The following is a 23,577-nucleotide window of genomic DNA, read 5'->3' as shown; positions in this document are numbered from 1 at the left end:
TCATAATATATAGATACGATATATAAAAAGGTGGTGGTTTTATGCCAGTATCAGAAGCGCAAAAGAGAGCAACGGCAAAATTTGAAAAAGAAAGATATGATAAAATTTTGACCAGATTTCCAAAAGGAACCAAAGAAAAAATTTTGTCTACTGGGGCGGAAAGTCTGAATAGTTTTATTATTTCTGCGGTAAATGAAAAAATAGAAAGAGAGGCGTTAAAAAATGAGTAATAGAGAAAGAGCGCATCAATTGTTAGACAAAGTACCGGAAAATAAAATAATCTATATTCTAGGAATATTAGAGGGCGCAACAATCCCAGAAATTGAAGAGGTAGAGCCAGACAAATGGGATTTAAAAATGATCGAGGAAGCCAAAAAAGAAAATGATGGAACAACAATATCCTTTGACGAATTGCTGAAAAAAGAGGGGCTGACCTATGCAGACTTACAAGATTAAATTTGAAAAGGCGGCTCAAAAATTCCTGGATAAGCAGCCCAAACCGCAGCGTTTGCGACTGTATAAAGCCATCTATAAATTACCAGATGGAACTGATATTAAAAAACTAAAGGGGCAAGAAAAATATCGTTTGCGCGTGGGAGATTATCGAGTATTGTATATAACAGATAACGGTATAAAAGTCATAACCATCGAAAATATAGACAATCGCGGAGACGTGTATAAAAGACTTTAGCGGGGATTTCTCCCCGCTTACTTCGTGTTCTGACTGTTTCTTTTTGGTTTAATTGCAAAATTCTATTTCTGTATAATTTTCTCCGGTTACATCTGATAAAAATGCCAAAATCCCGGAAATTGTGAAATCGTATTTTGTAAAATCAAAGCCATTTTCCCGGATCCTATAGGCGTAGTCCCTGCCGGTTCCTTCCTCGTCTCTGTATGTTCCGTCAACGTGCAGGGCGTTCTTTTGTGCTATTCTACAGCCTGTTTTCCCGTTCTTTTTCTGGTATACTTCCATACGGTCATATCTGCCAAAATCGGCCACAACTTCAATCCCGTCTTTATCCGTAAATTCTGCCCGTACTCGATAATTTCCAACGTCGGAGACGTTTTCGGTTATAAAATCCATACCCATTTTCTTTAATGTAATTTTCATTGCTTTTACCTTTCCACCCTGTTATACTCAGGGTGCCTTTCTTTTTTTGATTGGTGCCGGTTCCGTGTGTGCTGTCCAGGCTTTGCGGTTCCGGCTTTTTGTTTGCTGTTCTTTATGTTTATATAATACACGATAATAGATGAAAAATCAATTGGGATAATACACAAAAATAGACGAAAATAAGAACCGGTTATTTGTAAAAATAGTACATAAAAATAGACGTTGACGAAACAAAAAAAATCTATTATCATATATAGAGAAAGAAGGTGTTGAATGTGGCTAATTATGGCGAAAATGGCTATATAGATTTCTCTAAATTGTGGGCTTTGATAGAGAAAAAAGAACTGAATAAGCAATGGTTAAAAAATAACGGAATCCACTCAAATACAGTTGCGAAGCTGACAAAGAACGAAAATGTAACTTGCGAAGTTATATGCAATTTATGCAGATTGCTTAACTGTCAGCCTGGGCAGATCATGGAATATAAAAATAAATAAAATACATGAAAATAGACTATTGACAAGTACACGATAATAGACTATAATATAATTGTCAAGAGGGAAACCGAAAGACAATATCCGGGCAAGCGGAGAAAGGAGAGCAAGATGGAAGATATGAGCGTTTTTAAAAGTTATCTGAGGAGACTGTTGCAGGACTTGAAAGACTTGAAGGAAGCTATCAAAAACGGTGAAACTGAAAAGGCCGAAAGGATGGTTGATAAGCTTATCGACGATACCCAGAAAGGTATCGAAGACAATTAAAAAAGAGCCTAACGGCTCAGGGAATCAAGGGAGGGCGGGCTTGCCACCGCTCCCCGACAAAGAAAGAATATCACAGAGGTTAAAATAAATCAAGACCGGCAGAGCCGGGGAAAGGTGGAAATTATGACAAGACACGGGGAAGAATTTGAATTAACGGAACAATTTTTAAATGATATAGCTCTTTACATGGATGATGAAAAACGGGAGCAGGTACATGATGAGCTTGCACCGTGCGAACCAGAGGAATTTTTAAAGCGGTATTTGGAACTCGATCCAGATTTTGAGGATGTTTTAAAATCAGAATTTAGTATAGAGTTGTAATTTATTAAAGACACAGGAGCAAATTTTCTGTTCCCGTGTCTTTTTTATGATTAGAGAGGATATAATAAAGAGATACCGTATCTATACCGTATGTATACCGTATGCATACCGTATCTATACCGTATCCATAGGGTATCTAATTTACTGTTACTGTATATATATCTATTGTTTTAATGTATTATATTGTTTTTCTTATAAAGCATATAATAAATTGAAAATATATACTATTGACAGATAAAGAAGAGTATGCTATGGTTTAGTACAAGAAAATTAAATAGGGAAAGTCGCATATAGAGCTAGGAAGCACCTTCGGAGCCTTGAGAGGACAGGCACGGGTAGCTTATTCCGGCTCTTTTTTTGCTTTCTGGAGGTTTTGAGGAATGAAAGAATTTGAATGTATGTATGATAAATCAGGCGAGTGTCAGCAGGGCGGATTGCCCGGACTGGATGAATTGCGATAACTTGCAGAGGGCAGAGGATTGTTGATATAACGAATTAACGTAGCAAAGTGTGGTGTATATGATTAAAACATATTCAGGGGAAGAGGTTACCGAAAACAGAATAGAGACGCTGTTTATAGATTATTGCCAATACAATAATCTATCAGAGCAATTGGAGAATAGGGATTTAAATGACAATGATGCATATTGTATATGGCATTATATATATAATAATCTCTTTAAACCTGATAGAGATACAATAAGGGTAAATAATAAAACCAGTAAATTAGATTATAGTGATATATATACATTACATGATATTTTAGATATTTATATAGAGCTATGTTTTAGATACAAAATATTGCCAATAATAGAGGATTTTTGTACCTTAACAGGTATAGCAAGAGATACCTTGTATAGTTGGGAAAAGGGAGAATATAGGGAGGCAGAACCAGAGGCAAGCTTTAAACACTCCGACATAATCAAAAAAATTCGTGAAGCGTCCAAAAGAATGGGGCTGAAAGACTTGCATGATAATGCTATAGGGCAGCAGAGTCTTGCTAATAACTGGGAGGATATGGGACTTAACTTTACGCAAAAGGGGATACAAGCTCAGGCAGATGCATGGAGCAAGCCCATGCTAACCAAGGAGGAAGTGCATCAGATAGCACAAGAGGCGTTGCAGTATAGCACAGAGGAGCTGATCGGACAGCTTCCGGATGAGTAATAGTCAGATAATAATAAAGATAAGACAAACAATAAGAACAATTCCACATTAAAGTAAAATACGTACAAAACGAAAGCAATAAATTAAGCAAAATGCATAAAATAATCAATGAATCTATACGAGAAACATAAGTTTGTCGTATAGATTAAAGCAGAAAGAAATTAGAGAGAAAGATATTACAGAGTACCTTGTTCACGGTGGCGGGGGTCTACAGGGAGTACTTGCTGAGCCGGAATGACCTCTCCAACCACCCGAAAAATAAAAAAGCCCTTTACATAACCCATTTCAAATTTTTTTAAAAACAAAAAAAGGAGTAATGAATCATGCAAATTGAATTACACAAAAATCCAAACGGTGACACAAGGACAGCCCCGAAGGGTATAACTTTCGAGCAGTTCCAAGAGGCAAACTGCAGTCATATGACAGATGTTGCTGCTGTGATGGGTCAACTTTGTTGTATGCTTAGTAGGAATGGCGAAAGGCATGACTGGACGAAAAAGAAGTATGAAAAGATGTTTTACAACAACTTCCTTGCAACAATAAATGTTGGAGCAGACTTTGTTTCCGGAGAATGGTATCAGCTCCACATCAATGAAGAACGCCATCATTTGTTATCCAGATGCCCGGAGGATGTAAATCTTCTGGACGTGATCGAGATGATTGTTGATTGCGTCTGCGCCGGGAAGACCAGGAGCGGAGAAGTTCGGGAACTGGAAATCAGTTCAGAAATTTTAAATAAAGCATTTCAGAATACGGTCAAACTGGTTGATGATATGACTGTGGTTAAGTAGAAAAAGCTATGGACATGGAAATAATTAAAAACACTTTATTCGACATAATAGCGGTTATAGGATTGGCTGCTATATCACTGATGATATTCTGGTGGCGGTTGGAAATGTTGAACCGGATATTCAAGTTTTCTAAAATCGTTATTATGGGGCTTGAATATATGCGTAATAAGAAATTGTATGATTTAAGTGATAAGCTGATTGTCTCAAAAACCGGCGAAATTGTAGGTTCGTGTGTTATTGACTTGGACGAACAGATAGCGATACTTAAAAAGGCTATTCAGAACAGGGAAAGTGTAAAATCCCTTCGAGAAAAATACTCAAACAAGTAATTTTTATCACTTCACAAAAGATAAAACCCATTCGGGCGAAAATTCCAATTTAAAAATTTTTCAAAAACAAAAAAGAGTTACGTCAACCGCAGATTTTGGATATGACTGCTAATCATAAGACCTATGGCGTAATGAATCATAGTTTCCTGCACTGCAATTTAACAAGCGTATAATTTGGGATTATAAGAGCGAAAAACAGGAAATGTAAAAGAAAATAACAAAGAGTTCCGCTAACAGCAAGAATGAAAATATGCATGTTAAGCCGTGTGTCGCAAGTTCGAGTCTTGCCGGTTCTGGAAAGGACTGTAGCTCAGTGGGTAGAGCAACGAAATTTCAAATGGCGGAATGTTTGGGGGCATAGCTCAGTTGGGAGAGCGCATGACTGTTAATCATGTTGTCGAAGGTTCAATCCCTTCTGTTCCCGCTTTGGTTCTCATACAGCAAAAATTAAGATGTGTCATTGGTTCAAGTCCAATCATTTCAGAAATGGAGTGTCGCCCAGTTGGTAGGGCAATCGAATTTATATTTTGAGAACTGTAAATTAAGTGGTACGCAGCAACAGCAATCATCAAAGGTAAACAATTTGTCTGCAAAACAAAGAGGATGTGGTTCGATTCCGCAAAATATGCGTACTGTAAAGCAACTAAAAACCTGTGTTCACGCCTGCAGCAATAGTACAAGATGGCTATTTTGGGTTCAATTCCTAAACGTGTTCGCCGTCACAGGCGACCGTATATGGCGTAATGAAAGGAGAAGTTATGAATTTTTCAGATGTAATGAGAGAAGAAAGCAAGTGGACAAAAACAGAGAATGGAGCGGATGTGAAGAATACCACGGATTCTGCGCTGCTGGATATGTTTGCGACAATCGGCTCCATGAGAAGCCGGCCTGAGGATGAGATTATTAAAAAATTTGAACTGGCATTCCAGGAAGATCCTCTGGGCGCTATGCGGTGTCTGTTTTACGCCAGAGATATTCGTGGGGGACTGGGCGAGAGGCGTGTGTTCCGGGTTCTTCTTCCGTATATTGCGAGAAAACACACGAATGAATTAAAGAAGAATATAGACCGAATCCCAGAGTACGGACGTTGGGATGACGCTTATTCGCTTATTGATACTCCGCTTGAAAGCGAAGTGTGGGAACTTGTTAAAGAGATATTGAAGGTTGATAAAACTTTAATGGAATATGATAAACCGTGTTCCCTTCTTGCAAAATGGCTCAAAAAAGCTGATGCTTCCAGTCCGAACACTCGGAAACTGGGAATTTACACAGCAAAGAAACTGGGTATGTCTGTTTATGACTACAAGCGGCTTTGCAATCGCCTGAGAAAGCACATTGATGTAGTGGAGCAGCGCATGTCCGCCCGTCAGTGGGATACCATCAATTATCCGGCGGTGCCGTCCAGGGCGATGCTGAATTACCGAAAAGCTTTTGCCCGTCATGACCAGGAACGGTTCGCGGAGTACATAAATAAAGTTTCCTCCGGAGAGCAGAAAATCAATGCAGCTACACTTTATCCGTATGACATTGTTGGGAAAATTCTGTACGGCCGGGAAGATAGCAAGGTTCTGGAGGCTCAGTGGGATAATCTGCCGAACTATGTTGACGACGATGTGAATGCCGTGGTTATGGCGGATGTTTCTGGTTCGATGTACGGTAGGCCGATGGCAACCTCTATTGGACTGGCGATGTATTTCGCAGAACGAAATAAGGGTGCGTATCATAATCTGTTTATGACGTTTTCGGGTAGACCGGAGTTTGTGGAAATCAAGGGGAATACAATTACCCAGAAAATCAACTTCATTAAAAAAGCAAACTGGGGTATGGATACTGACCTTGAAGCTGCTTTGTTAAAGATTCTTGACGTAGCGATTGAAAATCACTGCACACAGGAAGAAATGCCGAAGTCGCTCATTATCATTTCTGATATGGAAATCAATAGATGCACAGAGCAGGAGCATGGAGAGAATTTTTACGACTATGTTGCCAGAGTGTACGAGGAACATGGATATAGAATTCCGAATGTGGTTTTCTGGAATGTAAACAGCAGACATGATGTGTTCCTGGCAGATAAAAATCGTAAAGGCATGCAGCTTGTTTCCGGGCAGTCCGCAAGCACATTCAAGAATTTAATCGGATGTGTGGACAAGACCCCGGTTGAAATGATGTATGCGGTACTGAACAGTGAACGCTATCAGGCGATTCAGATTTGAGGTGCGAAGTTATGTTTGGGAGAAAGAAGTTTGCGCTGAAGGAAGATGTAGAAGAAGTCAAATCGTCAGTTCTTAAATCATTGCAGGAATCAATGAAGGCGGTTTCTGAGCAAAACGAAAGGCTACAAAGAATTTTAAAGAATTATATTCCAGGGAAAGTTACTGGATATTCAAGGCTTCATTATGGTTTTTGTGATTTTGGCGAACACAAAACTTATGTATACAAAAACGGCGAGGAATATATTTTCGATAGACTATACATAGAAAACCCTATATTTTCGCAAGGAGAAAAAGAAAACATTATTTTAATTGATGATGGAAAGACGGGCGCTCAGTTTGTTCTTGATATAACGCGAAGAACGGCTATACAGGTCAAAGAGGGCAGAAATGAGTCTTGATAAATGATTTACTCAAAAGTAAATAATTCAGAGCAGAGGTGATGACATGGCAGAATTAGTAGCTGAATCCAAAATTCTTCAAGTGAATATGCAGTGTGATAAATGTGGTGGATTGATGAAATATATAGGAGGAGCACTTATGAGCGATCCTCCGCTGTATCCGCATAAATGCCAAAATTGTGGAGTGGTAGAAAGATTCCGTTACATTTATCCTTACCAAAGGCTTGTTACGATAGAAAATCCAAGGGAGCCGGTAGGTGCAGAAAGGAATCCAGATGAGTAGTTACATTTGTGAAAAATGCGGATCTATTGAAAATACAGCGTTGGGCGGTTATTGGAAGAATTTGAGAGATAAAAAGCCCGTAATGTGTTCAGAATGTAACTTTGGAAACTGGCATGGAGAATTTCCAAAAGAACATTGGAGCAAGTATGGCGTTAAACAGTTACTGGAATGGGAGAAACGAAATGATGGGTCGATGATAAATGCAACGGAATATTTCCACAGGAAAGGATTGGTTTAATTTGAGTCTTGATAAATCCATCCAGTCCGGAAAGGAACACCGAAAGCTGTACCGTGGAGCAAAAGCAATAGACTGCACCTGCCGCAATCATGGAAGCTGTGAATGGTGCAAAGGGAATCGGACACACAAGAACGATAAGAGAGAACTGGCGGCAGAACAGGAGCTGAACGAATATGAGGACTGAGATGGTATTTTCCGAAACAGACAAATTGAAGATTGAGAAGTGTCAAGAAATACTTGCTAAGATGGAAATGTATTATGCTGACCTTGCGAAAATAGTCGGGGAGAAAAAGGCTAGGGAAAGTTATTATAATAATCCAACAGTAAAACTCATTGAGAAAGATTTAGCAAACATATTTTCAATGCAAACAGGAATTTTCTTGATAGCAGAAACACCAGAGGACAAAGTGTTTCTGAAAGAGCTTATAGGAGATGAGCGAATATGACGATTGAACAGTTGGAGATTGGAAATAAGATTTTAGAAAAAATACAAAAATATAAGGATTTTCAAAAAAGTGTCAATGTCGGGATTATTTCATGTGTTGAATATGAATTGAAAAAAGATTCGGATATAGTTGAAACACATATATCACACTTGGATATTTCAGACAGCAAGAATATTATCGATATGATTGGTGACTACATATCAGGTCGGATTAAGGAACTGGAAAAGCAGTTGGAGGAACTTTAACTACATGACAAAAATTCTTTTTGCGTCAGATACATTAAAAGAAGCTATTCAGTGGATGGAGCAAATCTGTGATTTATTGCATGGAAACGGCTTAGATTTTCAGATTGACAAATACAGAAGGACACTGAAAGCAGGAACTGCGCTTATGGTTTTTGCTTCAGCGACATCTAATCATTCAGAATTATACCAACGACATCCTTTTGATTGTTACATCTTCATGGGAGAAGCAAAATGGGATTGGTCTGGATGGCACAAGAGGTGTATTTCAAGAATAAAACATGGTTCAAAGCAGATTAAGGACGAAGAGGAGCTTTTGAAAATTGTTACCGGAGAATGATATTAACAAAGCTTTGGATATTCTGGACAAATGGCAATTCTTTTACGGCCAGCGCGCCGGTCGCGAGTTATGGAACGACAAGTCGAAAGAAGTGCAGGAACAGGATATTGCGGATTTCAACCGGGATATTGAGTATTTAAGGAGCGTATTGAAATGAAATGTATTACAGCCGTCACGATTGGAAAATTGATAGAAGCGCATATGGAGCATGACGAAGAAAAGTTTCTATCATATGCTAATTTCATAGCAGAGGCTTATGAGGAATCTGGAGAAGAACGTAGCGCAAAGATTATCCGGTCAAAGATTTCTGGGGAAAATAAAAAACAATCAGAAGTAACCCTGGATACCTTAGATTTTCTTAAAGAGGTATATAAAACGACAATTCACAGAGGAGTGAATGATACCGTTGTTTATACACATGACAAGCCAAGGTTAGAAGAATCACTTATTGTGTGGGAAATGGAAATGGGCGGAGGCACTTTGAGAGTGACGAGCGATGGCGGTAAAGAATGGCTTGATTTTTCTCGCAACCGGGGACAAGCATAATTTTTTTTTACAACGTAGAAGTTATACTGGGGATTTGAAAGAAGATTGAAAAATGAGAAAGTTCTTTAAACGGCTTTTCTGCCGTCACGATTACGAAAGAATACGTTCTGTAAAAACTGACAGAGGATTTATTGTTATGAAACGATGCAAAAAGTGTGGAAATGTGAGGTTCAATGAAGTATGAGTTTGCTGTTTTTTGATATGGAATTTACTGGCTTGCGGCAGAACACTACTCCCATCAGCCTCGGCATTGTATCTGAGGATGGGAAGAGATTCTATGCGGAGTTTACGGACTATAACGAAAGCCAGTGTGATAAGTGGATAAAGGAAAATGTAATAAAACATATGTCCCTGAAAAACAGGGGACTCGGTGCGTGGGCTGACGAGTTAGAGATAAATGGCGAAATTATCGAAGACGGCATCTTTAATGTTTATGGAAATGAGAGGTTTATTTCCGATAATTTGAAAATATGGCTTGAAGATTTCGACACAATCCAGTTTGTTTCCGATGTATGCCATTACGATTTCGTTCTCCTGGTTGACCTGCTGACAAATGGTGGTACAGCGCTTGACCTGCCGAGGAATATTTCGGCGGTGTGCCATGATTTAAACATGGATATAGCGCAGCACTTCCATATGTCAGACCATGAAGCATTTGGCATGAGTCGGGAACAGATTATGAATGACTTATGCAGACCAGAGGACATTGTGACCGGGGACAAGCACAATTCGCTTTATGACGCAGAGGTTATCCGGGCAATTTATCAAGAAATTGTGAGGTAAGAGAATGGTAAAACCAATTAAATTTGAAGAAGCAAATAAAAACTTACTGAAACCATCAAGTATGGCAGATGAAGAGTGCAGCTCTCTATGGGTGTATTCAGATGGTGAGCAATGCATCAGTTGTTGGAAGCTTGGGTGGAAAGAACGGATTGCGGCGTTGCTATTTGGAAAGGTATGGCTGTCCGTTTTAAGTGGTTCAACGCAACCTCCTGTTTGGATTGATTCTTGTAAAACTGTTTTTGAAAGACAATCAGACGAAAAAGAAGATTGAGAAAATGAGAAAATTTCAAAAAGGTGATGTTGTCTTATGCAAGAAATTTGAGATTAAACAGAAGCTATGTATTTATCCTGATAGAACGTCTTTTGAGCCATACATAGACGACACTTATTTCAACCGTAAGGCATATATAAGCAAAACCTATAAGGAACACATGGATAAAGCGTTAGGCGTTTTACATGAAGATAGAGATGAGTATGAAATAACATTTTTAGATGCCGGAAATACTTTGGCGTGGGTGAGTGGAGAGGATTTGATACTTCTTTTGAGGTGATCTGGAAGGAGATTGGGAATGTGTGAGTATTGCAAGAAGGTCAGAGATGATAATGAGTATTTGATATGGTCGGAATCTCCCGATGGAGAATTAAGCGAAGCTGTGCATATCAGATACAAACATGGACAATACGAATTATGGAGTGGGATTTCCTTTCGTAAAATTAATTATTGCCCCATGTGTGGGAGAAAGTTGGTGGATTGAAATGTTAAAATGTAAAATCTGTGGAACAGAGTTTCCGGCGGTTCAGGGCAGGCACTATATAGGAAGGGATTGTAGTATATCTGGAGGAATTAACCAATCTGTAAACGGAAAGAAAGAAGAGACAATCTACGACTGCTACGATTGCCCGCAATGTGGGTCGCAGGTGGTTGCACAGGAAAGGAAAATAAAATGTTTCTAAAAACCATAGCAGTAGATTTTGATGGTACTCTCGCTGATACTGATGTCAGTAAGATATATTCCCCCAACATGAAATTGATAAATTACCTAATTGATCGGAAAAAAGCGGGAGACAAAATTATTTTATGGACATGTCGTGAAGGTTCGAGGTTAAAGCAGGCGGTAGAGTATTGCGAGTCATATGGACTGACTTTTGATGCTGTAAATGATAATCTTACACATATGAAATTGTTTGGGTTAAATCCAAGAAAAGTGGCGGCAGATATTTATATTGACGATATGGTGGCGAGCAAAGAAGACTTCGGACTTCCGTATAAAGGAGAAAAATAATGTAGGGGCAGAGCAGAATGATACATGAAAGGAAATGGATAACTTGTGATAGATGTGGGGACGAAATTGATATGACTCCAAAAAAGGCCAGAAATTCAGTATTTTTCTTACCAAGAAAAATATGTAGCATTGATTACGTGACTTCAGGAGGATTAGTTCCATTCATAGAACAAGAAATAAAAGAAATTGAGGGTAATGCCAAAGTTCTTTCTGCAGATATTTGTATCAAATATAAAACATCAAGAAAAGAAATTAATTTGTGCAGTAAATGCAGGAAGGATTTTGATAGATTTATGAGAGGAAAATGAATGGGTGAGATAAAGAAACATCATAAAGAAATTTTAAACGAGAAACTATATGATACAGCAAGGGCAGAAGTGATTTTAGACTTTTCGGATGAAACAATATTTAAAACAAAAAAGGGAAGTTATTTTTCGGCAAAAAAAATGAGTGGAATCTGTGTAAACGGAGATGTTGGAACATCGTATGTTGAAATAAAAATAATTACGGAAGATTATTTGAAGGATATGTTGGGAAGATACTATGTCGATGAATATATAAGAATTTTTGGAGAGGTTGAAGAAGCATAATGGCAGGACTTGATGGAAGAATCGAAATTGGAATTGATTACAGGCCGTGTATTGTGCATGTTCGGGAAGTATTGAAGACCCGGCATCATGTTGACAGAGGATTCTGCAAAGCATATCAAGAAATCGCAGAGCCAGAGGAAAGACGTTAAAGCCCTATTTCATTGTTGGTCGCACAAATCGGAAGTGGTTGGGGAATCTACATTGTGTGGCGGACATTCGGGTGGTCAGATTTCAGCTACTTTTGGTCTTGTGGAATATGAGGATGGTACTATGCACGAGGTAGAACCGCATAATATCCGGTTCGTGGATGGAAGAATCAATGAGTATGGATTTCGGGAGGGTTTAGATGAAAGCGAAAACCAAGTATAGAATTTATGGAATCTTATATATGGTTATGTGCATTTTCTCAATGGGGCTTGCAGGCAGCGCTTTCACTCTTTTTATAACTGAGCCAGATATATATTGTTTCGTAGTTTTGGTTATCTTCTCTTTTACATGGTGGAAGTCAATCAGTGGAATGTTCAAATACATAGTGCGCTTACAGTCGATGGAGGAGGGAGCGGAGAAAAATGATAGCAAACGTGAAGATTGAACAGGATAAGGAAAATCCGTATAAACCTATAGTTTTTAAGGACGGAGAAGAAATAAAGGGAGTAAATGGCATTGATTTAACCATTGAACCAAACGGATTTCCTCGAATTGATATTGGAATCGTGAGCAGGATTGTTTATGAGGGAATCTCAGAAGTTTATTTTAATTATTTTCCGGAGGTTGTGGAGGAATCCTGCAAAATCCTACGGGAAGAACTTCTGAAGCATGGGGATTTATATAATGGATTTTTAGAAAGCATGAAAAGCGTGATACAAGAATCAGAAAAGTGGGAGAAGAATGATTGGGTATGTAATTCTTATGATGAAAAGAAAGAAGACTTGGAAAGATTAGCAGAGTTGATGCTAAAACGCATTATCGGGGAGGATTGATATGTGGTTCAGATATTTTGTAATGTTCATTGATTTTGTGATGTGTTTATGTATCTGCTTTTTTATGCGGAATATAGATTTCAAAAAAGATAAATTCTCTGTCGCAGGATTTTCGCTAATGTTATTTGGATACATAGCAAGCATGTTTTTGATGTGGAGGTAAAGTTGCTGATATTCATTTTTGAAATTCTCCAGTTCGGCCCTTGTTGGCGGATAATTCGCCTTCCTGCTGAATTGGTTGAATTTATAAAAACAGAACCACCGTCTGTTTCTAAACGGCTTGGGGTTGCCTTTGAAGCGGATCGGTCGAGGCATCCAGTGTAGATGTAGCTCATTCGGAAAGAAACAAGGAAATATTGTGATATATCTTAAACCCCAAACCTTGCAGAAGTCTGGATGGGCAGAAAATTTTGTATAATGCAAAAACTTATAATTATTTGGCGGCGGTGTCAATGAATACCGTTGATATCGCCGCTATTAATGGGCTGTCGCCAAGCGGTAAGGCACCGGACTTTGACTCCGGCATAAACAATCTGTGTTGATTGTTCGTGGGTTCGAATCCCACTAGCCCAGTTGGTTTTCTGATTTTTGGCATAGAAACATCCTTTCACCACCTACGGCGTAAGGCTGTGATGAAAGGGGCGTCAAATGCCCCGGGTGGTTTTGCAGAGAAGCCGCGGTAATTCTTTGCGACGCTTGCCGGAGTGACTAAACCGAGCCTGAACTGGTATGCTTCATGGGATGGTGTGATGACCGCATACTCGTAAGAAGTTGTAAGTAAGGACGTTATTAATCTTCATCCGATAAGGAGAAAACTTCATAGTGCCAGAAGCAGCACGATAAACAATGTGGTAACGGGGGCAACCCCGTTTATGGATTCTTAGCTGAGATGGTTACAGCATTCGGCTCATAACCGAAAGTTCCTGGGTTCGAGTCCCAGAGAATCCATTTCATTTATCCAGGGGCTCATTACTCGGCGGGCGCAGGGTGGGTATGGAGCGAATGGGGTATCTAAGAATTGCGCCATCGCGATGGGACGATAGCTTATGCGGTCTGCAGCGCTGGACTGAAAATCCAGAGGGTGAAGGTTCTACGCCTTCTCGTCCCACTTTCCACTGAACAGGATGGAACAACCTGCTAGAAAGTCCTGTGAAAAAACTTTTCCAGAGAGATAAGAGCAGTAGTCGGTGATTCTGGAAGATTCCCGGAAGTGTTTTGGCAAAGTGGTTTTATAGGGGAAATTACCTATCTGCCATGTGCAGAAAAGGAATCCAGTTTTCGTATTGCGATTACTGGTTTATGGTTTTCGATTTCCTTAAATCGTTCCGCGAGTGTGGCCACGGACTGGCGGGTAATCTGGGGCGTGGTAAAAGGACGTAAGTCGATGTATAAGTCGTGTCAAACATATGGCATCAGTCACAAGATAAACGGCTTGTGATTTGCGGGACGCCGGACTTATATCGCAGTCCTCTATCCGCAGGTATGTCCTTGCGGCATATCCCATCTCTTGAGACGAGGAGAAATTAAAGGAGGCGCCCTGGCATACGGCAAGTTCGCAATAGTATGCTATCAATATTGAAACCAGGTGAGTGGCCTTACATGGTGGGTGAATACCCGATATTGATTAGCCCCACGCAGCCCTTGTGGACATAAAATGGGCATACGAAAGTGAAAGGATAGTGACGGAAGTGGCAGACGTAGAAAAGTCAACGCAAACAGACAAAACGTGCTACCACCTTATGGACGCATAAGGCTGTTTGCCTATCGTAGCTGAGACGTGTGGGGTTCGAGTTCCCCACCTATCCTACAACCAATAGGTTAAAAGATGGTTGTAAAACTCCTAGTTGTCTGGTAGCTCAGTCGGTAGAGCGGTGTACACATGAACTGGCACGACGTCGGAGGTTCGAGTCCTCTCCAGACAATGAGGCTTTGCGTATTAAGCCGGATAATCAATGCGTGATGTGCGGTGGCGGAATAGGTAAACGCTTAGACGTAAGAAAGATACGCATCGGTGCTAAAAGCATAGCTCAATGGGAAGATGTCTCTAATAAGAATTCATCGGAATCCAGTTGTCCGGATACCCGTCGATAATAATGCTTTCATGCGTGGTGCAAATCCACGCCTGCACATTTGTACTTTGATAATTGAATATTGATGGTTGAATGAAAATAAGATATAATAAATTTACCAAAACAAAAGAGGAAATACTATGTTTAAGAAACTGATTATGTGGCTCTTTTTCACGATAGTAGCAGGGGTTTTACCTATAGGCTTTAAGTGGGTTGTATGCGAGGTTGCTGAAACGCCATTTACTTATTCTAGTGTATGTTCGGAAGTGTTCTTTTTTAATGTGATTTTAGCTGCAGATGGATTAAAAGAATTGTATGATGTTGATAGTGATAAAAACTTAAAGGTATTGTTATTTGCATCATTGGTGTTTATAATCATAATTTTATCGGCAATATATGGAATATTGTTGCTGAATGATTATAAACCAATGCAGTTAAGCTTTAATATGCTGTATTTATATTCCAAACTTTTTACAGTATGTTGTTTGATAATTAACTTCAGTATTCAGATACTAGGAGGTGTAAGCAATAATGATTAATGAACTACTTCTTGGAATATTAGGGGGGATAGGATGTTTTTTATCAATGGCGAGTCTTGCGGCATCGCTAATAAAATACAATTCTAACAAAAAAAAAGAAAAGAAAAAAAAAGAATCAATGGAAAAGATTCAGGCACAAATAGAAAAAACGATGCTAGAACTAGAAAAAATACGACAGAAACAATTATCAGAAATAATGGAATTAAGAAATACATTGAATGAATCATATGTTTCTAACGAAATGATTTCGGATAATATTGAAATGAAAAAATTGCTTGAAGAACTGAAAAAGCACAAGGGTTCGATGAATGAAAAAGTAGAAAACAAAGCGTCATAGCGTCCGTTCAACGCCAACCATCAATATTCGGTGGTTGGTTTTTTATTGCCAGGAAGCAGGAGAGATATGGAAAATAACGATAGATGTTGCAAAACCTGCGTATATCATGATGACTGGACGTGGGTGTGTTTTAATCCAGATTCGGAGAGCCGTGCGGATTTCACGAACGAAAAATTTGTGTGTAACTGTTGGGAAAGTAGGGAGGACAAGAACCGTGATGCAGAAAAGCATTGATGAATTAAATGCGGAAATTGATAAATTAAAGGCTGATAACAAAGCGCTCAAGCACCAATTAGAGGATTACAAGAATGCTTATGAAACCATTTATCGCCCTGAAAGCGCCGAAAGCATAATGCGAAAAATTGGACTTTTTACTGAAGAAGAAATCCAGAACCTTATCATGGCGGCTAGACAATCGCTGGAAAATGTTTGCGACTATGAGCCACAAATAGATGAAAATGATGATATTTCTCGTTTTAACTATGAAAGCGTGAAGCGCTTTGCAGAAGAAATGAATTATAAGAAGCGGAATAAGGAACTCCAAAACCAGCACCAGCAGGATTGTATCAGGATAAATGATTTAAGGACGGCGTATCTTGTGACCGTGGACGAGTTGGCGAAGTTGAGAGAGCAGTTTGGAATTGGAAGGTAAGGAGATGGGTATATGAAAATAAATGAAGCGATTGCTTTATCTAAGGATTATGGAGCCAATACTACTTTGGGAGCTTTGGTTAAACAAATCCAAGGAAATAAAATTCATAAATGCCCTAAGTGCAGTGGGAGTGGAAAGGTAGCCGTTAAATACGACGACTACCCTCCTGGGCTTCCAGATAGCGGATGGGCGCACAAATGGATCACTAAATATGTTGAATGTGACTTGTGTCATGGGGAAGGATATACAGAACATGAATATAAGCCAAGAATGGTGCAAGATGGGTGGGAGTGATTATGCCAGAATACCGAGCAATCTATAAATGCCGCCTGTGCGGGGAAGAATTTCAGGAAGGGGAAACAGGCGATATTATTGCTATGGCTTGTACAGTAGCTTTGACAGTAAAGGATTCAACGGAAAATGTGCGCTGTGAAAGGAATTTACATAGACACATGCCACACCATTGCAAAGATGGTTCTTATGGGTTTGCAGACTTTTGTGGGTTTAGAAAGGTTGAAGATTGATTATGGTTAAGAAAGATTGGAAAAAGAAATTTACCGACTTTGTCTCTGGAAAGCCTGATAAAAGCGGGAATTATGTTATTAAAAATAAATACGGAATGGTCGGAACAGATGATTATACAACTTCCGGCGGCGGTCACTGGTGGAATGAATCGAACGATGGAACAACGTTATATTCGCCATCTTCATTCAGAGAACTTGGTAGTTATTGATTGAAAATGATGAGGATTGATTATGCCAACGAAAGAATATGAAAAAGGACAGCCGTTCTTCACAATAGGCGGTGAACGTTGGGAGCCGCTTACGCCGCTGGGAGATGATGGTATTGAGATGATAGAAACCTCTAATTTGGAGGAATACGAATCTCATAGCTTTGAAGACAACAAAGAATGGGAAATTTCCTTTGAAGTGGATAAAGAAACAGCACGAAAAATTTATTCAATGGCTTCTCCGCAACATGGAGAGAAATTGGTAGTAGAAACATCCTGCGTATGTGATAGTACGTTAGTATTTCTGATTCAGCTTATACAGACCTTAAAAAAATTGGGCTGTACAAACATTAAATGGAGAAGCGAGGAAATAGAAAATCCGAATCCGGCATGGATGAGTACCAGATTTATTGCTACGGGGATTATCTGGAACACCAATAATTTCAGGAAATTGCATGGGATTCCGATGAAACGGAGGTTTAGGAAATGAATCTGATTGAGAAATGGAAGAATCGGGAAACCAAGAAAAGCCTGCGGGAAGAAAATATTCGGCTGAAGGCTCAGGTGGAGATGTTACATAGAGTAAAACCGCCGGTTTGTACGGTTGAGAGGAATGTGCAGAGGATAAGAAGTGCCTTAACAATCAGACAAGATGATATAATGACGGCCGATTATGCAAAAGAAAAAGTGAAGCATGGTTTATTACAATACATATCCCCGTTTATAGACTGGGATATTGAGGACGATTATGAAACTGGAAACAAGATTTTAACCGGTACATTGTATGTTGCGACAGGGGATAGACGGCATAATGGGTAAAGCAAAAAGGAAGCCCAGACCACAGCCGCCGAGATGGTATTGGTGGGCGAATGACGGTTGTTGGGCGTGTAAAAGTCGGAATAATTGTAATAGTGCAAAGCGCTGAAAGTTCAGAGGGACGATGAACGGAAAAAGAGGGAGAGAAAGGAAAAAATGAAATATGGCAGATGTGAATGATTATATCAAGGCGTTTATGAATATGCTGAATGTCATTCATGCAGAAAATATGCTTATCATGTCAACTATTACAGACAAAGACATGAATGACCCGTATATTAGGAAAATGGACGAGATGTTCAATAAATCACTTGAGGGGATAATGAAGAAGTGAGTATGACGGAGATTATTGAAGATATGGCACACGAGATGGTCGGGGAATCCGATTTCCCATATATGAACAAGCCAATTCCGCCGAATGGACAAGCGTACATACAGAGGGATTATAAGACGGGAGATTTATGGGTATGTTGCCCGTATTGTTCAAAGAAAAATTTGAAAATTAAAGACAACACGTCAATAAGCGATTTAGAATTGAAGTGTAAAGGTTCAAACTGCAAGAAGAATTTTTTTGTCAATCTGAAAGAGGGAAAAGTAATTGAGTGATGAAATCTGGAAAGATGTAAAAGGGTATGAGGGAGAATACCAAATTAGCAACAAGGGAAGGCTCAAAAGTATTCGGTATATTGAGAAATATTCTGGAATCGTAGAGAAAGTCATGAAGCCGGGGAATAATGGTCGTGGGTATATGACAACAATGATAGGGCGGAATGGAAATGTAAAAAGCGTAAAAATACATAGATTGGTTGCAGAGGCCTTTATACCCAATCCCGAAAATTTACCAGAAGTTAATCATATAGATGGGAACAAGAAAAATAATTGCGTAGAAAATTTGGAATGGGTAACACATCAAGGCAACATGGTTCACGCATATGCCACAAAACTAAACGTTAAGAACTCTAAGTTAAGTCGATACGAAATACAGAATATGAGAGAACGATATATTCCAAAAGACCAGAAATATGGAATACAAGCATTTGCAAAAAGATATGGAATGAGTAGTTCGCATATTACAAGAATTATACATGGAGAAGTATGTAAAATAGAACATTTGGATTCGTCTGCTATTAAGGATGGATGGTGCGTATGCCCTAAATGCGGAAGGAAGTTATTTGAAATAACAAAACACGCCTATATAGAGCATTTTTGGTATACTTGCGACTATGAAGATTGCGGACATAGATTTGAAGTAAATACTCCAGTATTAGATAAATACATAGATGAAAATGATAAGCTGGTTACGGTAGAACTGCCGGTGCGCGGGAATATGACGATTTCTGAGTATAGAGAGCTAAAGAAAAGATTACATATATGTAGAGATTGCAACAGAGTAGATGAAAACACAGTGTCTGGAAAAGTTTTGTGTAAAAAATGTTCGGAAAGAAATTATATAAAAAAGAAAAATGAGAAAGCTAACTCCCGGAGCCAAAATCCAGGGGCAGAAGTTTAAGTGCAAGGGGTCAAATTGTAAAAGGGAGTTTGAAATAAACGTATGAGCCATGAATTTATGAGTAGGTACCAGTGCATCCCTTATCAGAAAGATGAAATAGATTCAATATACGAGAAAATGGCATACTTCTATCATGCCAAGTGTGAAATATACGATAGAAGCCTAACGTATTGGAGAAGCCGTTTTGACAGAACAGAAGCATTTGTTGTTGGGGAGCAGAGAAAATATTCTATTCATCATGCGGAATTATTGAGAAAAAAGATTTTTGAATGGTATAGAGAAAAGTTTAAGATGCCATTTGATATTGAGAGATGGAAAAAGGCAAACAATGATTTGTGCAGAATGTCAGCGCAATATCCGATTGATATGTGCGAATATTTTTTGAAGAACAATGATGAAATTATATGCGAACTTGATGGATTATTTGAGGTAAATGTATGATACTTAATATTATCAGAAAACTATTTCAAAGAAAAGAACCAGAATGTAAACCATAAATAGAACGTGATACTGAATGTGATAAATGCGACTTTTTAAAACACTGCGAAAAGAGCGGGGAAGTAATTCGCTGTACGACTAGCTATGATGAAAGAGAGCATTTTATTCGTGGGATGGGCGCATATTGCAGAAAAATGAACTTGTAAGTATTTCTTACAGATCGGGAGAAAGTATGGACTGGAAAGAAATTCTGTTATTTACAGTATATGCAATATCTTTATTTATCGGATTGATAGGAATTTTACTTTTAATCATTTTGACCTTCACATTGATTTAACAAAATATTTCGAGAGCCATTAGAGAGCCGAACCAATAACGCAGGAATCGCCTGCGGGAAAGGAGAGGCTCTTTTTTATGCAACTTTTGGAAGAATACAAGTCTGATATGAAGAAACTGAAAGCACAGTTGGAACGAGGGATAGATTATCGGGTTCTAAATGCGATATTTGCACAATGTCAGTACATATTAAGGGATTTTCCGAATGAACGTCAATATTGTCTTGCGTATTCGGATTTTCTGAAAAAGGCTGCAGTCAGAAAGTATGCAGTAGAACAAAAGGCAAGCTGGGCGGATACCTATTGGAACACAATGCTGTGGGAGGCAAGAAACCATGTTGTAGACAGTGGGCTTCTGTATCTTGAAAAAAATCGCATTCCCAAAGAACGGTTTTATGAACCACGCCGAGAGGTATTTACAAATCACCAGATTATCCAATCCCTGCAAGATCTTATGGATGACAAATTGGATATTTTCGGATTGAGCGTCCCGCCGGGCTGCGGGAAACAGTTGGCGGATGATACTCCCATATTAACGACTAATGGATGGAAAAATCATGGAGACTTAGTTGTTGGAGATAAAGTTTTTGGGATAGACGGAAAATCCAAAAAGGTAATTCGGGTATTTCCCAAAAGCGAAGATGATTGTCTTGTTACATTTACGAATGGGGAGAAGATACAGTGTCATGAAAATCATGAATGGATTATTTATGATAGGTGCAAACACAGAGAAAGGATAGTAGAAACAAAAGAATTATTAAATAAACCTCTTGATATAGGTGTTCCAGGAAAAAGAGGACATAGATATATATACCAAATTCCTTTGAAAAATGCGTTTGAAGGGGAAGAAAAATGCCTTCCGGTTCAACCATATACGTTGGGAGCTTGGCTTGGAAATGGGAAAACTAATGGGCCAAGTATTTGCGGTGCTGCAGATGATATAAGAATAGAGCTTTTAGCAATAGAGAAGGAAGGTTATTCAATTTCATGGGAGACAACGCACGAAGAAACATTGGTGGAATATAGAGGGCTTAAAGGACTGCGACAAGATTTGCAGAAATGCGGGATGTGCTATAGCAGAAAACGTGTAGAAAAATATATACCGGATATATATTTTTCGGCAAGTATTGAACAGCGTTTGGAATTACTTGCGGGGCTGCTTGACACAGATGGAACATTATCAAAAAAGGAAAGGAAATATCATTTTTCTACAACGGGAAACGAGCTGAAAGAAGGATTTATAAAACTGGTTTCTACTTTTGGATGGAGATGTTCAGTAACAGAAATAGAACCTAAAATAAGTAGCAGCGGAATACATGGGCGAAAAAAGGTATATGTGATTGGATTCAGTCCAACTTTTCACATACCATGCAAATTGCCAAGAAAACAGTTGTATGAATTTTCAAAGCAAAGAAAGATTGCTATTAAATCTATTGAAAGAGTGGAGCCCAAAACCGGGAATTGCATTCAAGTGGAGGGTGGAGTGTACTGTGCTGGAAAAACGTTGATACCTACACATAATTCCACTCTGGAAGATTTCTTCTTATCCCTTGTCGGCGGGTGGTTTCCAAATGACTTCAATCTGTCGTCAGCGCATAGTAGCATTTTGACACGCTCCCTGTATGATGGTGTTCTGGAAATTATCAACGACCCGGTGGAATACACATGGCACGAGATATTTCCGAATGTGAATTTGACCGGAACAAATGCGAAAGAAACTACGGTGAATCTCGAAAGAAACGGGAGATTCAAGACATGGACTTTTCGTTCAATAGATGGTTCGTTGACTGGTGCCACAAGATGTAATCGTTTTCTGACCGCAGACGACTTGGTATCAGGAATTGAGGAAGCATTGAATAAGGCACGTCTGGAAACTCTCTGGACAAAAGTGGTAAATGACTTGCGTTCCAGAAGACTTGAAGGGTGTAAAGAGATCTATATCGCTACAAGGTGGTCAGTCCATGACCCGATTGGGAAACTTCAGCAGCTATATGAGGAAAACCCAAGAGCCAGATTCATTGCGGTTCCGGCTTTGAATGAGGATGGCGAGAGTAACTTCATGTTTGCAGTGAACGGATTTTCAAAGAAGTATTTCATGGACGCCAAAGAATCTATGGATGATTTGTCTTTTAAATGCCTGTATCAGCAGCAGCCGATTGAACGTGAGGGATTATTGTTCCCGACAGATGAGTTGCGCCGCTTCTTCTTTAAACGGGAGCAAGTACCGGAGAAACAGACGGCATTTATCATCATGCCGGAACGGACACCCGATGCTATATGGGCGGTGTGCGATACGAAGGATACCGGTACAGACTTTGAGTCATTGCCGATTGCGTATCAATTCGGGGAAGATTTCTATATTCCAGACGTAGTATTTGACGATACAACAGACTATGACACATTGGATATGAAATCTGCCAACATTTTAATTCGGCATAACCCGCATAAAATACGATTTGAGTCAAATAGCGCCGGGGGCAGGGTCGCACACAATGTACAGAAATTGATTGACGGGAAATGCCGGGCACAGATTGAGCCGGAACGCACGCAGGCAAATAAGGAAACTAAGATTCTGGTTAATTCTGACTGGATTAAAAAGCATTGCGTCTTTTTAGACCCAAGTTTGTATACGCCGAAATCGGATTACGGCTTATTTATGGAGAATGTGGTTACTTACACAGTCAAAGTGAAGCCTCCGCATGATGATGGCCCTGATTCATTGGCTATGCTTGCGGAATATGTAGCAAGACCCGTACAGAAACCAACAGAAATCATCAACAGTCCGTATTGATTGGAGGGGGCATATGGTTACAAAAAAGGTTTTAAAGCAGTATATAAGTTTAAAGAATGAAGTGAAAGAAACGAAAGAAAAGATAAAGAGTCTGGAAATACAAATTTGCCAAATTTCAAAAAGGCTCAGAGAAATTGAAGTGAAAAAGGAATCTGTTAGAGACAAAGTAAAGGGCGGAATGGGAGGAATACAAGGTTTTCAAATAGAAGGACTCCCAATAAGGGAGTACCAAACAAAAAAATCAGAACTGATGATGAAAAATATCTTGCTGAATCAGAGGAAATCCACGTTAGAAATTTTGGAATACGAATTGCTTGAAAAAACAAATGAAATAGAAAGATTCATTATGGGAATACAGGATAGCCAAATGAGAAGAATCATTAGTTTACGGTTTATTGAAAACCTGTCTTGGAATATGGTCGCTGATAGAATTGGCGGGAATAACACAGAAGATAGTATCAGAAAAGCGTTTGAGAGATTTATGAAAAAAATTTAAAGTTGTCCGATATGTCCGTTTTTTATGATTTATAATAAGAAA

At 39.1% G+C, this 23,577-nt stretch carries 42 protein-coding genes and 5 tRNA genes; 46 read left to right on the top strand and 1 reads right to left on the bottom strand.

What is annotated here, in order from left to right:
• Positions 1 to 41 precede the first annotated feature (41 nt).
• Genes B5F53_RS12115 through B5F53_RS12105 form a run of 3 tightly spaced genes read left to right on the top strand, consistent with a single transcriptional unit; the run spans position 42 to position 691 of the window.
• Positions 42 to 230, top strand: coding sequence for a hypothetical protein (locus tag B5F53_RS12115; RefSeq protein WP_087223777.1), 189 nt, complete (start codon positions 42 to 44; stop codon positions 228 to 230).
• Positions 223 to 456, top strand: a complete 234-nt coding sequence (locus tag B5F53_RS12110; RefSeq protein ID WP_087223775.1) for a hypothetical protein — start codon at positions 223 to 225, stop codon at positions 454 to 456. Before B5F53_RS12115 ends, B5F53_RS12110 begins: the two co-directional genes overlap by 8 nt.
• A complete protein-coding gene (locus tag B5F53_RS12105; protein ID WP_087223773.1) occupies positions 437 to 691 on the top strand; it encodes a type II toxin-antitoxin system RelE family toxin in 255 nt (84 codons plus the stop codon). The genes B5F53_RS12110 and B5F53_RS12105 overlap by 20 nt, the downstream gene beginning before the upstream one ends.
• Positions 692 to 739: 48 nt before the next feature.
• On the opposite strand, the gene B5F53_RS12100 is transcribed toward B5F53_RS12105, so the two are convergent.
• Complete coding sequence (locus tag B5F53_RS12100) at positions 740 to 1,111, bottom strand: hypothetical protein (RefSeq protein WP_087223771.1); 372 nt, start codon at positions 1,109 to 1,111, stop codon at positions 740 to 742.
• Positions 1,112 to 1,377: 266 nt separating this feature from the next.
• Between B5F53_RS12100 and B5F53_RS20970 the strand changes: the two genes are divergently transcribed.
• From B5F53_RS20970 to B5F53_RS11895, 43 genes are all read left to right on the top strand, one after another.
• Entirely contained in the window at positions 1,378 to 1,608 is a 231-nt protein-coding gene (locus B5F53_RS20970; protein WP_087223769.1) for a helix-turn-helix domain-containing protein, read from the top strand.
• 108 nt (positions 1,609 to 1,716) lie between these two features.
• Positions 1,717 to 1,872, top strand: coding sequence for a hypothetical protein (locus tag B5F53_RS19905; protein ID WP_162610592.1), 156 nt, complete (start codon positions 1,717 to 1,719; stop codon positions 1,870 to 1,872).
• Positions 1,873 to 1,995: 123 nt separating this feature from the next.
• Complete coding sequence (locus B5F53_RS12090; RefSeq protein WP_087223767.1) at positions 1,996 to 2,193, top strand: hypothetical protein; 198 nt, start codon at positions 1,996 to 1,998, stop codon at positions 2,191 to 2,193.
• Between the two features lie 519 nt (positions 2,194 to 2,712).
• Entirely contained in the window at positions 2,713 to 3,360 is a 648-nt protein-coding gene (locus B5F53_RS12085) for a hypothetical protein (RefSeq protein ID WP_087223765.1), read from the top strand.
• Between the two features lie 323 nt (positions 3,361 to 3,683).
• Positions 3,684 to 4,151 (top strand): DUF5662 family protein, encoded by a 468-nt coding sequence (locus B5F53_RS19645; RefSeq protein WP_140398247.1) that lies wholly within the window; start codon positions 3,684 to 3,686, stop codon positions 4,149 to 4,151.
• Positions 4,152 to 4,159: 8 nt separating this feature from the next.
• Positions 4,160 to 4,480, top strand: a complete 321-nt coding sequence (locus tag B5F53_RS12075; RefSeq protein ID WP_087223761.1) for a hypothetical protein — start codon at positions 4,160 to 4,162, stop codon at positions 4,478 to 4,480.
• A gap of 351 nt (positions 4,481 to 4,831) precedes the next feature.
• Positions 4,832 to 4,904: transfer RNA gene (locus tag B5F53_RS12070), tRNA-Asn, on the top strand.
• Positions 4,905 to 5,238: 334 nt separating this feature from the next.
• Complete coding sequence (locus B5F53_RS12065; RefSeq protein ID WP_087223759.1) at positions 5,239 to 6,693, top strand: DUF2828 family protein; 1,455 nt, start codon at positions 5,239 to 5,241, stop codon at positions 6,691 to 6,693.
• A gap of 11 nt (positions 6,694 to 6,704) precedes the next feature.
• Positions 6,705 to 7,091: a hypothetical protein gene (locus B5F53_RS12060; RefSeq protein WP_140398246.1), complete on the top strand. Its 387-nt coding sequence runs from the start codon at positions 6,705 to 6,707 to the stop codon at positions 7,089 to 7,091.
• A 46-nt stretch (positions 7,092 to 7,137) separates the two neighbouring features.
• Complete coding sequence (locus B5F53_RS12055) at positions 7,138 to 7,374, top strand: hypothetical protein (protein ID WP_087223755.1); 237 nt, start codon at positions 7,138 to 7,140, stop codon at positions 7,372 to 7,374.
• Entirely contained in the window at positions 7,349 to 7,612 is a 264-nt protein-coding gene (locus B5F53_RS12050) for a hypothetical protein (protein ID WP_162610596.1), read from the top strand. Before B5F53_RS12055 ends, B5F53_RS12050 begins: the two co-directional genes overlap by 26 nt.
• A 1-nt stretch (position 7,613) precedes the next feature.
• Entirely contained in the window at positions 7,614 to 7,796 is a 183-nt protein-coding gene (locus tag B5F53_RS12045) for a hypothetical protein (RefSeq protein ID WP_087223751.1), read from the top strand.
• Positions 7,786 to 8,058 (top strand): hypothetical protein, encoded by a 273-nt coding sequence (locus B5F53_RS12040; protein WP_087223749.1) that lies wholly within the window; start codon positions 7,786 to 7,788, stop codon positions 8,056 to 8,058. Before B5F53_RS12045 ends, B5F53_RS12040 begins: the two co-directional genes overlap by 11 nt.
• Positions 8,055 to 8,303 (top strand): hypothetical protein, encoded by a 249-nt coding sequence (locus B5F53_RS12035; RefSeq protein ID WP_087223747.1) that lies wholly within the window; start codon positions 8,055 to 8,057, stop codon positions 8,301 to 8,303. Before B5F53_RS12040 ends, B5F53_RS12035 begins: the two co-directional genes overlap by 4 nt.
• 4 nt (positions 8,304 to 8,307) lie before the next feature.
• Positions 8,308 to 8,640 carry a hypothetical protein gene (locus B5F53_RS12030; protein ID WP_087223745.1) on the top strand — a complete coding sequence of 111 codons (333 nt, stop codon included), beginning with the start codon at positions 8,308 to 8,310 and terminating at the stop codon, positions 8,638 to 8,640.
• Complete coding sequence (locus B5F53_RS19900; RefSeq protein WP_162610595.1) at positions 8,624 to 8,797, top strand: hypothetical protein; 174 nt, start codon at positions 8,624 to 8,626, stop codon at positions 8,795 to 8,797. The genes B5F53_RS12030 and B5F53_RS19900 overlap by 17 nt, the downstream gene beginning before the upstream one ends.
• Complete coding sequence (locus B5F53_RS12025) at positions 8,794 to 9,186, top strand: hypothetical protein (protein ID WP_087223741.1); 393 nt, start codon at positions 8,794 to 8,796, stop codon at positions 9,184 to 9,186. The genes B5F53_RS19900 and B5F53_RS12025 overlap by 4 nt, the downstream gene beginning before the upstream one ends.
• Before the next feature lie 180 nt (positions 9,187 to 9,366).
• Positions 9,367 to 9,969 carry a 3'-5' exoribonuclease gene (locus B5F53_RS12020; protein ID WP_087223739.1) on the top strand — a complete coding sequence of 201 codons (603 nt, stop codon included), beginning with the start codon at positions 9,367 to 9,369 and terminating at the stop codon, positions 9,967 to 9,969.
• A gap of 4 nt (positions 9,970 to 9,973) precedes the next feature.
• Entirely contained in the window at positions 9,974 to 10,240 is a 267-nt protein-coding gene (locus B5F53_RS12015; RefSeq protein ID WP_087223737.1) for a hypothetical protein, read from the top strand.
• A gap of 4 nt (positions 10,241 to 10,244) precedes the next feature.
• Entirely contained in the window at positions 10,245 to 10,520 is a 276-nt protein-coding gene (locus B5F53_RS12010) for a hypothetical protein (RefSeq protein WP_087223735.1), read from the top strand.
• 393 nt (positions 10,521 to 10,913) lie between these two features.
• Positions 10,914 to 11,252: a hypothetical protein gene (locus B5F53_RS12000; protein ID WP_087223730.1), complete on the top strand. Its 339-nt coding sequence runs from the start codon at positions 10,914 to 10,916 to the stop codon at positions 11,250 to 11,252.
• 17 nt (positions 11,253 to 11,269) lie between these two features.
• The gene (locus B5F53_RS11995; protein ID WP_087223728.1) at positions 11,270 to 11,560 is read left to right on the top strand and encodes a hypothetical protein; all 291 of its coding nucleotides are present in this window, start codon (positions 11,270 to 11,272) and stop codon (positions 11,558 to 11,560) included.
• Complete coding sequence (locus B5F53_RS11990; protein ID WP_087223726.1) at positions 11,561 to 11,842, top strand: hypothetical protein; 282 nt, start codon at positions 11,561 to 11,563, stop codon at positions 11,840 to 11,842.
• A gap of 346 nt (positions 11,843 to 12,188) precedes the next feature.
• The gene (locus tag B5F53_RS11985) at positions 12,189 to 12,434 is read left to right on the top strand and encodes a hypothetical protein (protein ID WP_087223724.1); all 246 of its coding nucleotides are present in this window, start codon (positions 12,189 to 12,191) and stop codon (positions 12,432 to 12,434) included.
• Complete coding sequence (locus B5F53_RS11980; protein WP_140398245.1) at positions 12,424 to 12,822, top strand: hypothetical protein; 399 nt, start codon at positions 12,424 to 12,426, stop codon at positions 12,820 to 12,822. The genes B5F53_RS11985 and B5F53_RS11980 overlap by 11 nt, the downstream gene beginning before the upstream one ends.
• A gap of 481 nt (positions 12,823 to 13,303) precedes the next feature.
• A tRNA-Gln gene (locus B5F53_RS11975) sits at positions 13,304 to 13,395 on the top strand.
• Between the two features lie 301 nt (positions 13,396 to 13,696).
• Positions 13,697 to 13,770, top strand: a tRNA-Ile gene (locus B5F53_RS11970).
• An 85-nt stretch (positions 13,771 to 13,855) separates the two neighbouring features.
• Positions 13,856 to 13,930: transfer RNA gene (locus tag B5F53_RS11965), tRNA-Phe, on the top strand.
• A 737-nt stretch (positions 13,931 to 14,667) separates the two neighbouring features.
• A tRNA-Ser gene (locus tag B5F53_RS11960) sits at positions 14,668 to 14,744 on the top strand.
• Between the two features lie 287 nt (positions 14,745 to 15,031).
• Positions 15,032 to 15,430, top strand: a complete 399-nt coding sequence (locus B5F53_RS11955; protein WP_087223720.1) for a hypothetical protein — start codon at positions 15,032 to 15,034, stop codon at positions 15,428 to 15,430.
• On the top strand, positions 15,423 to 15,767 hold the full coding sequence (locus B5F53_RS11950) for a hypothetical protein (RefSeq protein WP_087223718.1): 345 nt from the start codon (positions 15,423 to 15,425) through the stop codon (positions 15,765 to 15,767). Before B5F53_RS11955 ends, B5F53_RS11950 begins: the two co-directional genes overlap by 8 nt.
• Positions 15,768 to 15,981: 214 nt before the next feature.
• Positions 15,982 to 16,419 (top strand): hypothetical protein, encoded by a 438-nt coding sequence (locus B5F53_RS11945; protein ID WP_140398244.1) that lies wholly within the window; start codon positions 15,982 to 15,984, stop codon positions 16,417 to 16,419.
• A 12-nt stretch (positions 16,420 to 16,431) separates the two neighbouring features.
• Positions 16,432 to 16,713, top strand: coding sequence for a hypothetical protein (locus B5F53_RS11940; RefSeq protein WP_087223714.1), 282 nt, complete (start codon positions 16,432 to 16,434; stop codon positions 16,711 to 16,713).
• Positions 16,714 to 16,715: 2 nt separating this feature from the next.
• Entirely contained in the window at positions 16,716 to 16,943 is a 228-nt protein-coding gene (locus tag B5F53_RS11935) for a hypothetical protein (RefSeq protein ID WP_087223712.1), read from the top strand.
• A 2-nt stretch (positions 16,944 to 16,945) separates the two neighbouring features.
• Positions 16,946 to 17,152 (top strand): hypothetical protein, encoded by a 207-nt coding sequence (locus B5F53_RS11930; RefSeq protein ID WP_087223710.1) that lies wholly within the window; start codon positions 16,946 to 16,948, stop codon positions 17,150 to 17,152.
• A gap of 22 nt (positions 17,153 to 17,174) precedes the next feature.
• On the top strand, positions 17,175 to 17,639 hold the full coding sequence (locus tag B5F53_RS11925) for a hypothetical protein (RefSeq protein WP_087223707.1): 465 nt from the start codon (positions 17,175 to 17,177) through the stop codon (positions 17,637 to 17,639).
• Complete coding sequence (locus B5F53_RS11920) at positions 17,636 to 17,968, top strand: hypothetical protein (RefSeq protein ID WP_087223705.1); 333 nt, start codon at positions 17,636 to 17,638, stop codon at positions 17,966 to 17,968. The genes B5F53_RS11925 and B5F53_RS11920 overlap by 4 nt, the downstream gene beginning before the upstream one ends.
• A gap of 160 nt (positions 17,969 to 18,128) precedes the next feature.
• Positions 18,129 to 18,299, top strand: a complete 171-nt coding sequence (locus B5F53_RS19895; protein WP_162610594.1) for a hypothetical protein — start codon at positions 18,129 to 18,131, stop codon at positions 18,297 to 18,299.
• Between the two features lie 2 nt (positions 18,300 to 18,301).
• A complete protein-coding gene (locus B5F53_RS11915) occupies positions 18,302 to 18,571 on the top strand; it encodes a cysteine-rich KTR domain-containing protein (RefSeq protein ID WP_087223703.1) in 270 nt (89 codons plus the stop codon).
• On the top strand, positions 18,564 to 19,475 hold the full coding sequence (locus B5F53_RS11910) for an NUMOD4 domain-containing protein (RefSeq protein WP_087223701.1): 912 nt from the start codon (positions 18,564 to 18,566) through the stop codon (positions 19,473 to 19,475). The genes B5F53_RS11915 and B5F53_RS11910 overlap by 8 nt, the downstream gene beginning before the upstream one ends.
• 42 nt (positions 19,476 to 19,517) lie before the next feature.
• Positions 19,518 to 19,916: a hypothetical protein gene (locus B5F53_RS11905; protein WP_087223699.1), complete on the top strand. Its 399-nt coding sequence runs from the start codon at positions 19,518 to 19,520 to the stop codon at positions 19,914 to 19,916.
• Positions 19,917 to 20,327: 411 nt separating this feature from the next.
• Positions 20,328 to 23,039, top strand: a complete 2,712-nt coding sequence (locus tag B5F53_RS19890; RefSeq protein ID WP_162610593.1) for an LAGLIDADG family homing endonuclease — start codon at positions 20,328 to 20,330, stop codon at positions 23,037 to 23,039.
• A gap of 13 nt (positions 23,040 to 23,052) precedes the next feature.
• Positions 23,053 to 23,535, top strand: a complete 483-nt coding sequence (locus B5F53_RS11895) for a hypothetical protein (protein WP_087223697.1) — start codon at positions 23,053 to 23,055, stop codon at positions 23,533 to 23,535.
• The last annotated feature ends 42 nt before the right edge of the window (positions 23,536 to 23,577 follow it).

It is taken from the genome of Blautia sp. An249 (assembly GCF_002159835.1).
In the GTDB taxonomy this organism is placed as follows: Bacteria; Bacillota; Clostridia; order Lachnospirales; family Lachnospiraceae; genus Blautia_A; species Blautia_A avistercoris.
This window is presented reverse-complemented; position numbering and strand designations above follow the sequence as displayed.

What these genes read in the sequence shown, in the direction of transcription:
- B5F53_RS19895 (WP_162610594.1), top strand. Translation starts at nt 18,129, where the DNA reads ATGGCAGATGTGAATGATTATATCAAGGCGTTTATGAATATGCTGAAT.
- B5F53_RS11985 (WP_087223724.1), top strand. Translation starts at nt 12,189, where the DNA reads ATGAAAGCGAAAACCAAGTATAGAATTTATGGAATCTTATATATGGTT.
- B5F53_RS11935 (WP_087223712.1), top strand. Translation starts at nt 16,716, where the DNA reads ATGCCAGAATACCGAGCAATCTATAAATGCCGCCTGTGCGGGGAAGAA.
- B5F53_RS12110 (WP_087223775.1), top strand. Translation starts at nt 223, where the DNA reads ATGAGTAATAGAGAAAGAGCGCATCAATTGTTAGACAAAGTACCGGAA.
- B5F53_RS11995 (WP_087223728.1), top strand. Translation starts at nt 11,270, where the DNA reads ATGATACATGAAAGGAAATGGATAACTTGTGATAGATGTGGGGACGAA.
- B5F53_RS11990 (WP_087223726.1), top strand. Translation starts at nt 11,561, where the DNA reads ATGGGTGAGATAAAGAAACATCATAAAGAAATTTTAAACGAGAAACTA.
- B5F53_RS12000 (WP_087223730.1), top strand. Translation starts at nt 10,914, where the DNA reads ATGTTTCTAAAAACCATAGCAGTAGATTTTGATGGTACTCTCGCTGAT.
- B5F53_RS12025 (WP_087223741.1), top strand. Translation starts at nt 8,794, where the DNA reads ATGAAATGTATTACAGCCGTCACGATTGGAAAATTGATAGAAGCGCAT.
- B5F53_RS19645 (WP_140398247.1), top strand. Translation starts at nt 3,684, where the DNA reads ATGCAAATTGAATTACACAAAAATCCAAACGGTGACACAAGGACAGCC.
- B5F53_RS12020 (WP_087223739.1), top strand. Translation starts at nt 9,367, where the DNA reads ATGAGTTTGCTGTTTTTTGATATGGAATTTACTGGCTTGCGGCAGAAC.
- B5F53_RS11925 (WP_087223707.1), top strand. Translation starts at nt 17,175, where the DNA reads ATGCCAACGAAAGAATATGAAAAAGGACAGCCGTTCTTCACAATAGGC.
- B5F53_RS11940 (WP_087223714.1), top strand. Translation starts at nt 16,432, where the DNA reads ATGAAAATAAATGAAGCGATTGCTTTATCTAAGGATTATGGAGCCAAT.
- B5F53_RS11950 (WP_087223718.1), top strand. Translation starts at nt 15,423, where the DNA reads ATGATTAATGAACTACTTCTTGGAATATTAGGGGGGATAGGATGTTTT.
- B5F53_RS12085 (WP_087223765.1), top strand. Translation starts at nt 2,713, where the DNA reads ATGATTAAAACATATTCAGGGGAAGAGGTTACCGAAAACAGAATAGAG.
- B5F53_RS12090 (WP_087223767.1), top strand. Translation starts at nt 1,996, where the DNA reads ATGACAAGACACGGGGAAGAATTTGAATTAACGGAACAATTTTTAAAT.
- B5F53_RS12065 (WP_087223759.1), top strand. Translation starts at nt 5,239, where the DNA reads ATGAATTTTTCAGATGTAATGAGAGAAGAAAGCAAGTGGACAAAAACA.
- B5F53_RS11915 (WP_087223703.1), top strand. Translation starts at nt 18,302, where the DNA reads ATGACGGAGATTATTGAAGATATGGCACACGAGATGGTCGGGGAATCC.
- B5F53_RS12105 (WP_087223773.1), top strand. Translation starts at nt 437, where the DNA reads ATGCAGACTTACAAGATTAAATTTGAAAAGGCGGCTCAAAAATTCCTG.
- B5F53_RS19890 (WP_162610593.1), top strand. Translation starts at nt 20,328, where the DNA reads ATGCAACTTTTGGAAGAATACAAGTCTGATATGAAGAAACTGAAAGCA.
- B5F53_RS11920 (WP_087223705.1), top strand. Translation starts at nt 17,636, where the DNA reads ATGAATCTGATTGAGAAATGGAAGAATCGGGAAACCAAGAAAAGCCTG.
- B5F53_RS12030 (WP_087223745.1), top strand. Translation starts at nt 8,308, where the DNA reads ATGACAAAAATTCTTTTTGCGTCAGATACATTAAAAGAAGCTATTCAG.
- B5F53_RS11905 (WP_087223699.1), top strand. Translation starts at nt 19,518, where the DNA reads ATGAGCCATGAATTTATGAGTAGGTACCAGTGCATCCCTTATCAGAAA.
- B5F53_RS11930 (WP_087223710.1), top strand. Translation starts at nt 16,946, where the DNA reads ATGGTTAAGAAAGATTGGAAAAAGAAATTTACCGACTTTGTCTCTGGA.
- B5F53_RS12100 (WP_087223771.1), bottom strand. Translation starts at nt 1,111, where the DNA reads ATGAAAATTACATTAAAGAAAATGGGTATGGATTTTATAACCGAAAAC.
- B5F53_RS12035 (WP_087223747.1), top strand. Translation starts at nt 8,055, where the DNA reads ATGACGATTGAACAGTTGGAGATTGGAAATAAGATTTTAGAAAAAATA.
- B5F53_RS11895 (WP_087223697.1), top strand. Translation starts at nt 23,053, where the DNA reads ATGGTTACAAAAAAGGTTTTAAAGCAGTATATAAGTTTAAAGAATGAA.
- B5F53_RS12055 (WP_087223755.1), top strand. Translation starts at nt 7,138, where the DNA reads ATGGCAGAATTAGTAGCTGAATCCAAAATTCTTCAAGTGAATATGCAG.
- B5F53_RS12115 (WP_087223777.1), top strand. Translation starts at nt 42, where the DNA reads ATGCCAGTATCAGAAGCGCAAAAGAGAGCAACGGCAAAATTTGAAAAA.
- B5F53_RS12075 (WP_087223761.1), top strand. Translation starts at nt 4,160, where the DNA reads ATGGACATGGAAATAATTAAAAACACTTTATTCGACATAATAGCGGTT.
- B5F53_RS12010 (WP_087223735.1), top strand. Translation starts at nt 10,245, where the DNA reads ATGAGAAAATTTCAAAAAGGTGATGTTGTCTTATGCAAGAAATTTGAG.
- B5F53_RS11955 (WP_087223720.1), top strand. Translation starts at nt 15,032, where the DNA reads ATGTTTAAGAAACTGATTATGTGGCTCTTTTTCACGATAGTAGCAGGG.
- B5F53_RS12040 (WP_087223749.1), top strand. Translation starts at nt 7,786, where the DNA reads ATGAGGACTGAGATGGTATTTTCCGAAACAGACAAATTGAAGATTGAG.
- B5F53_RS12015 (WP_087223737.1), top strand. Translation starts at nt 9,974, where the DNA reads ATGGTAAAACCAATTAAATTTGAAGAAGCAAATAAAAACTTACTGAAA.
- B5F53_RS19905 (WP_162610592.1), top strand. Translation starts at nt 1,717, where the DNA reads ATGGAAGATATGAGCGTTTTTAAAAGTTATCTGAGGAGACTGTTGCAG.
- B5F53_RS12060 (WP_140398246.1), top strand. Translation starts at nt 6,705, where the DNA reads ATGTTTGGGAGAAAGAAGTTTGCGCTGAAGGAAGATGTAGAAGAAGTC.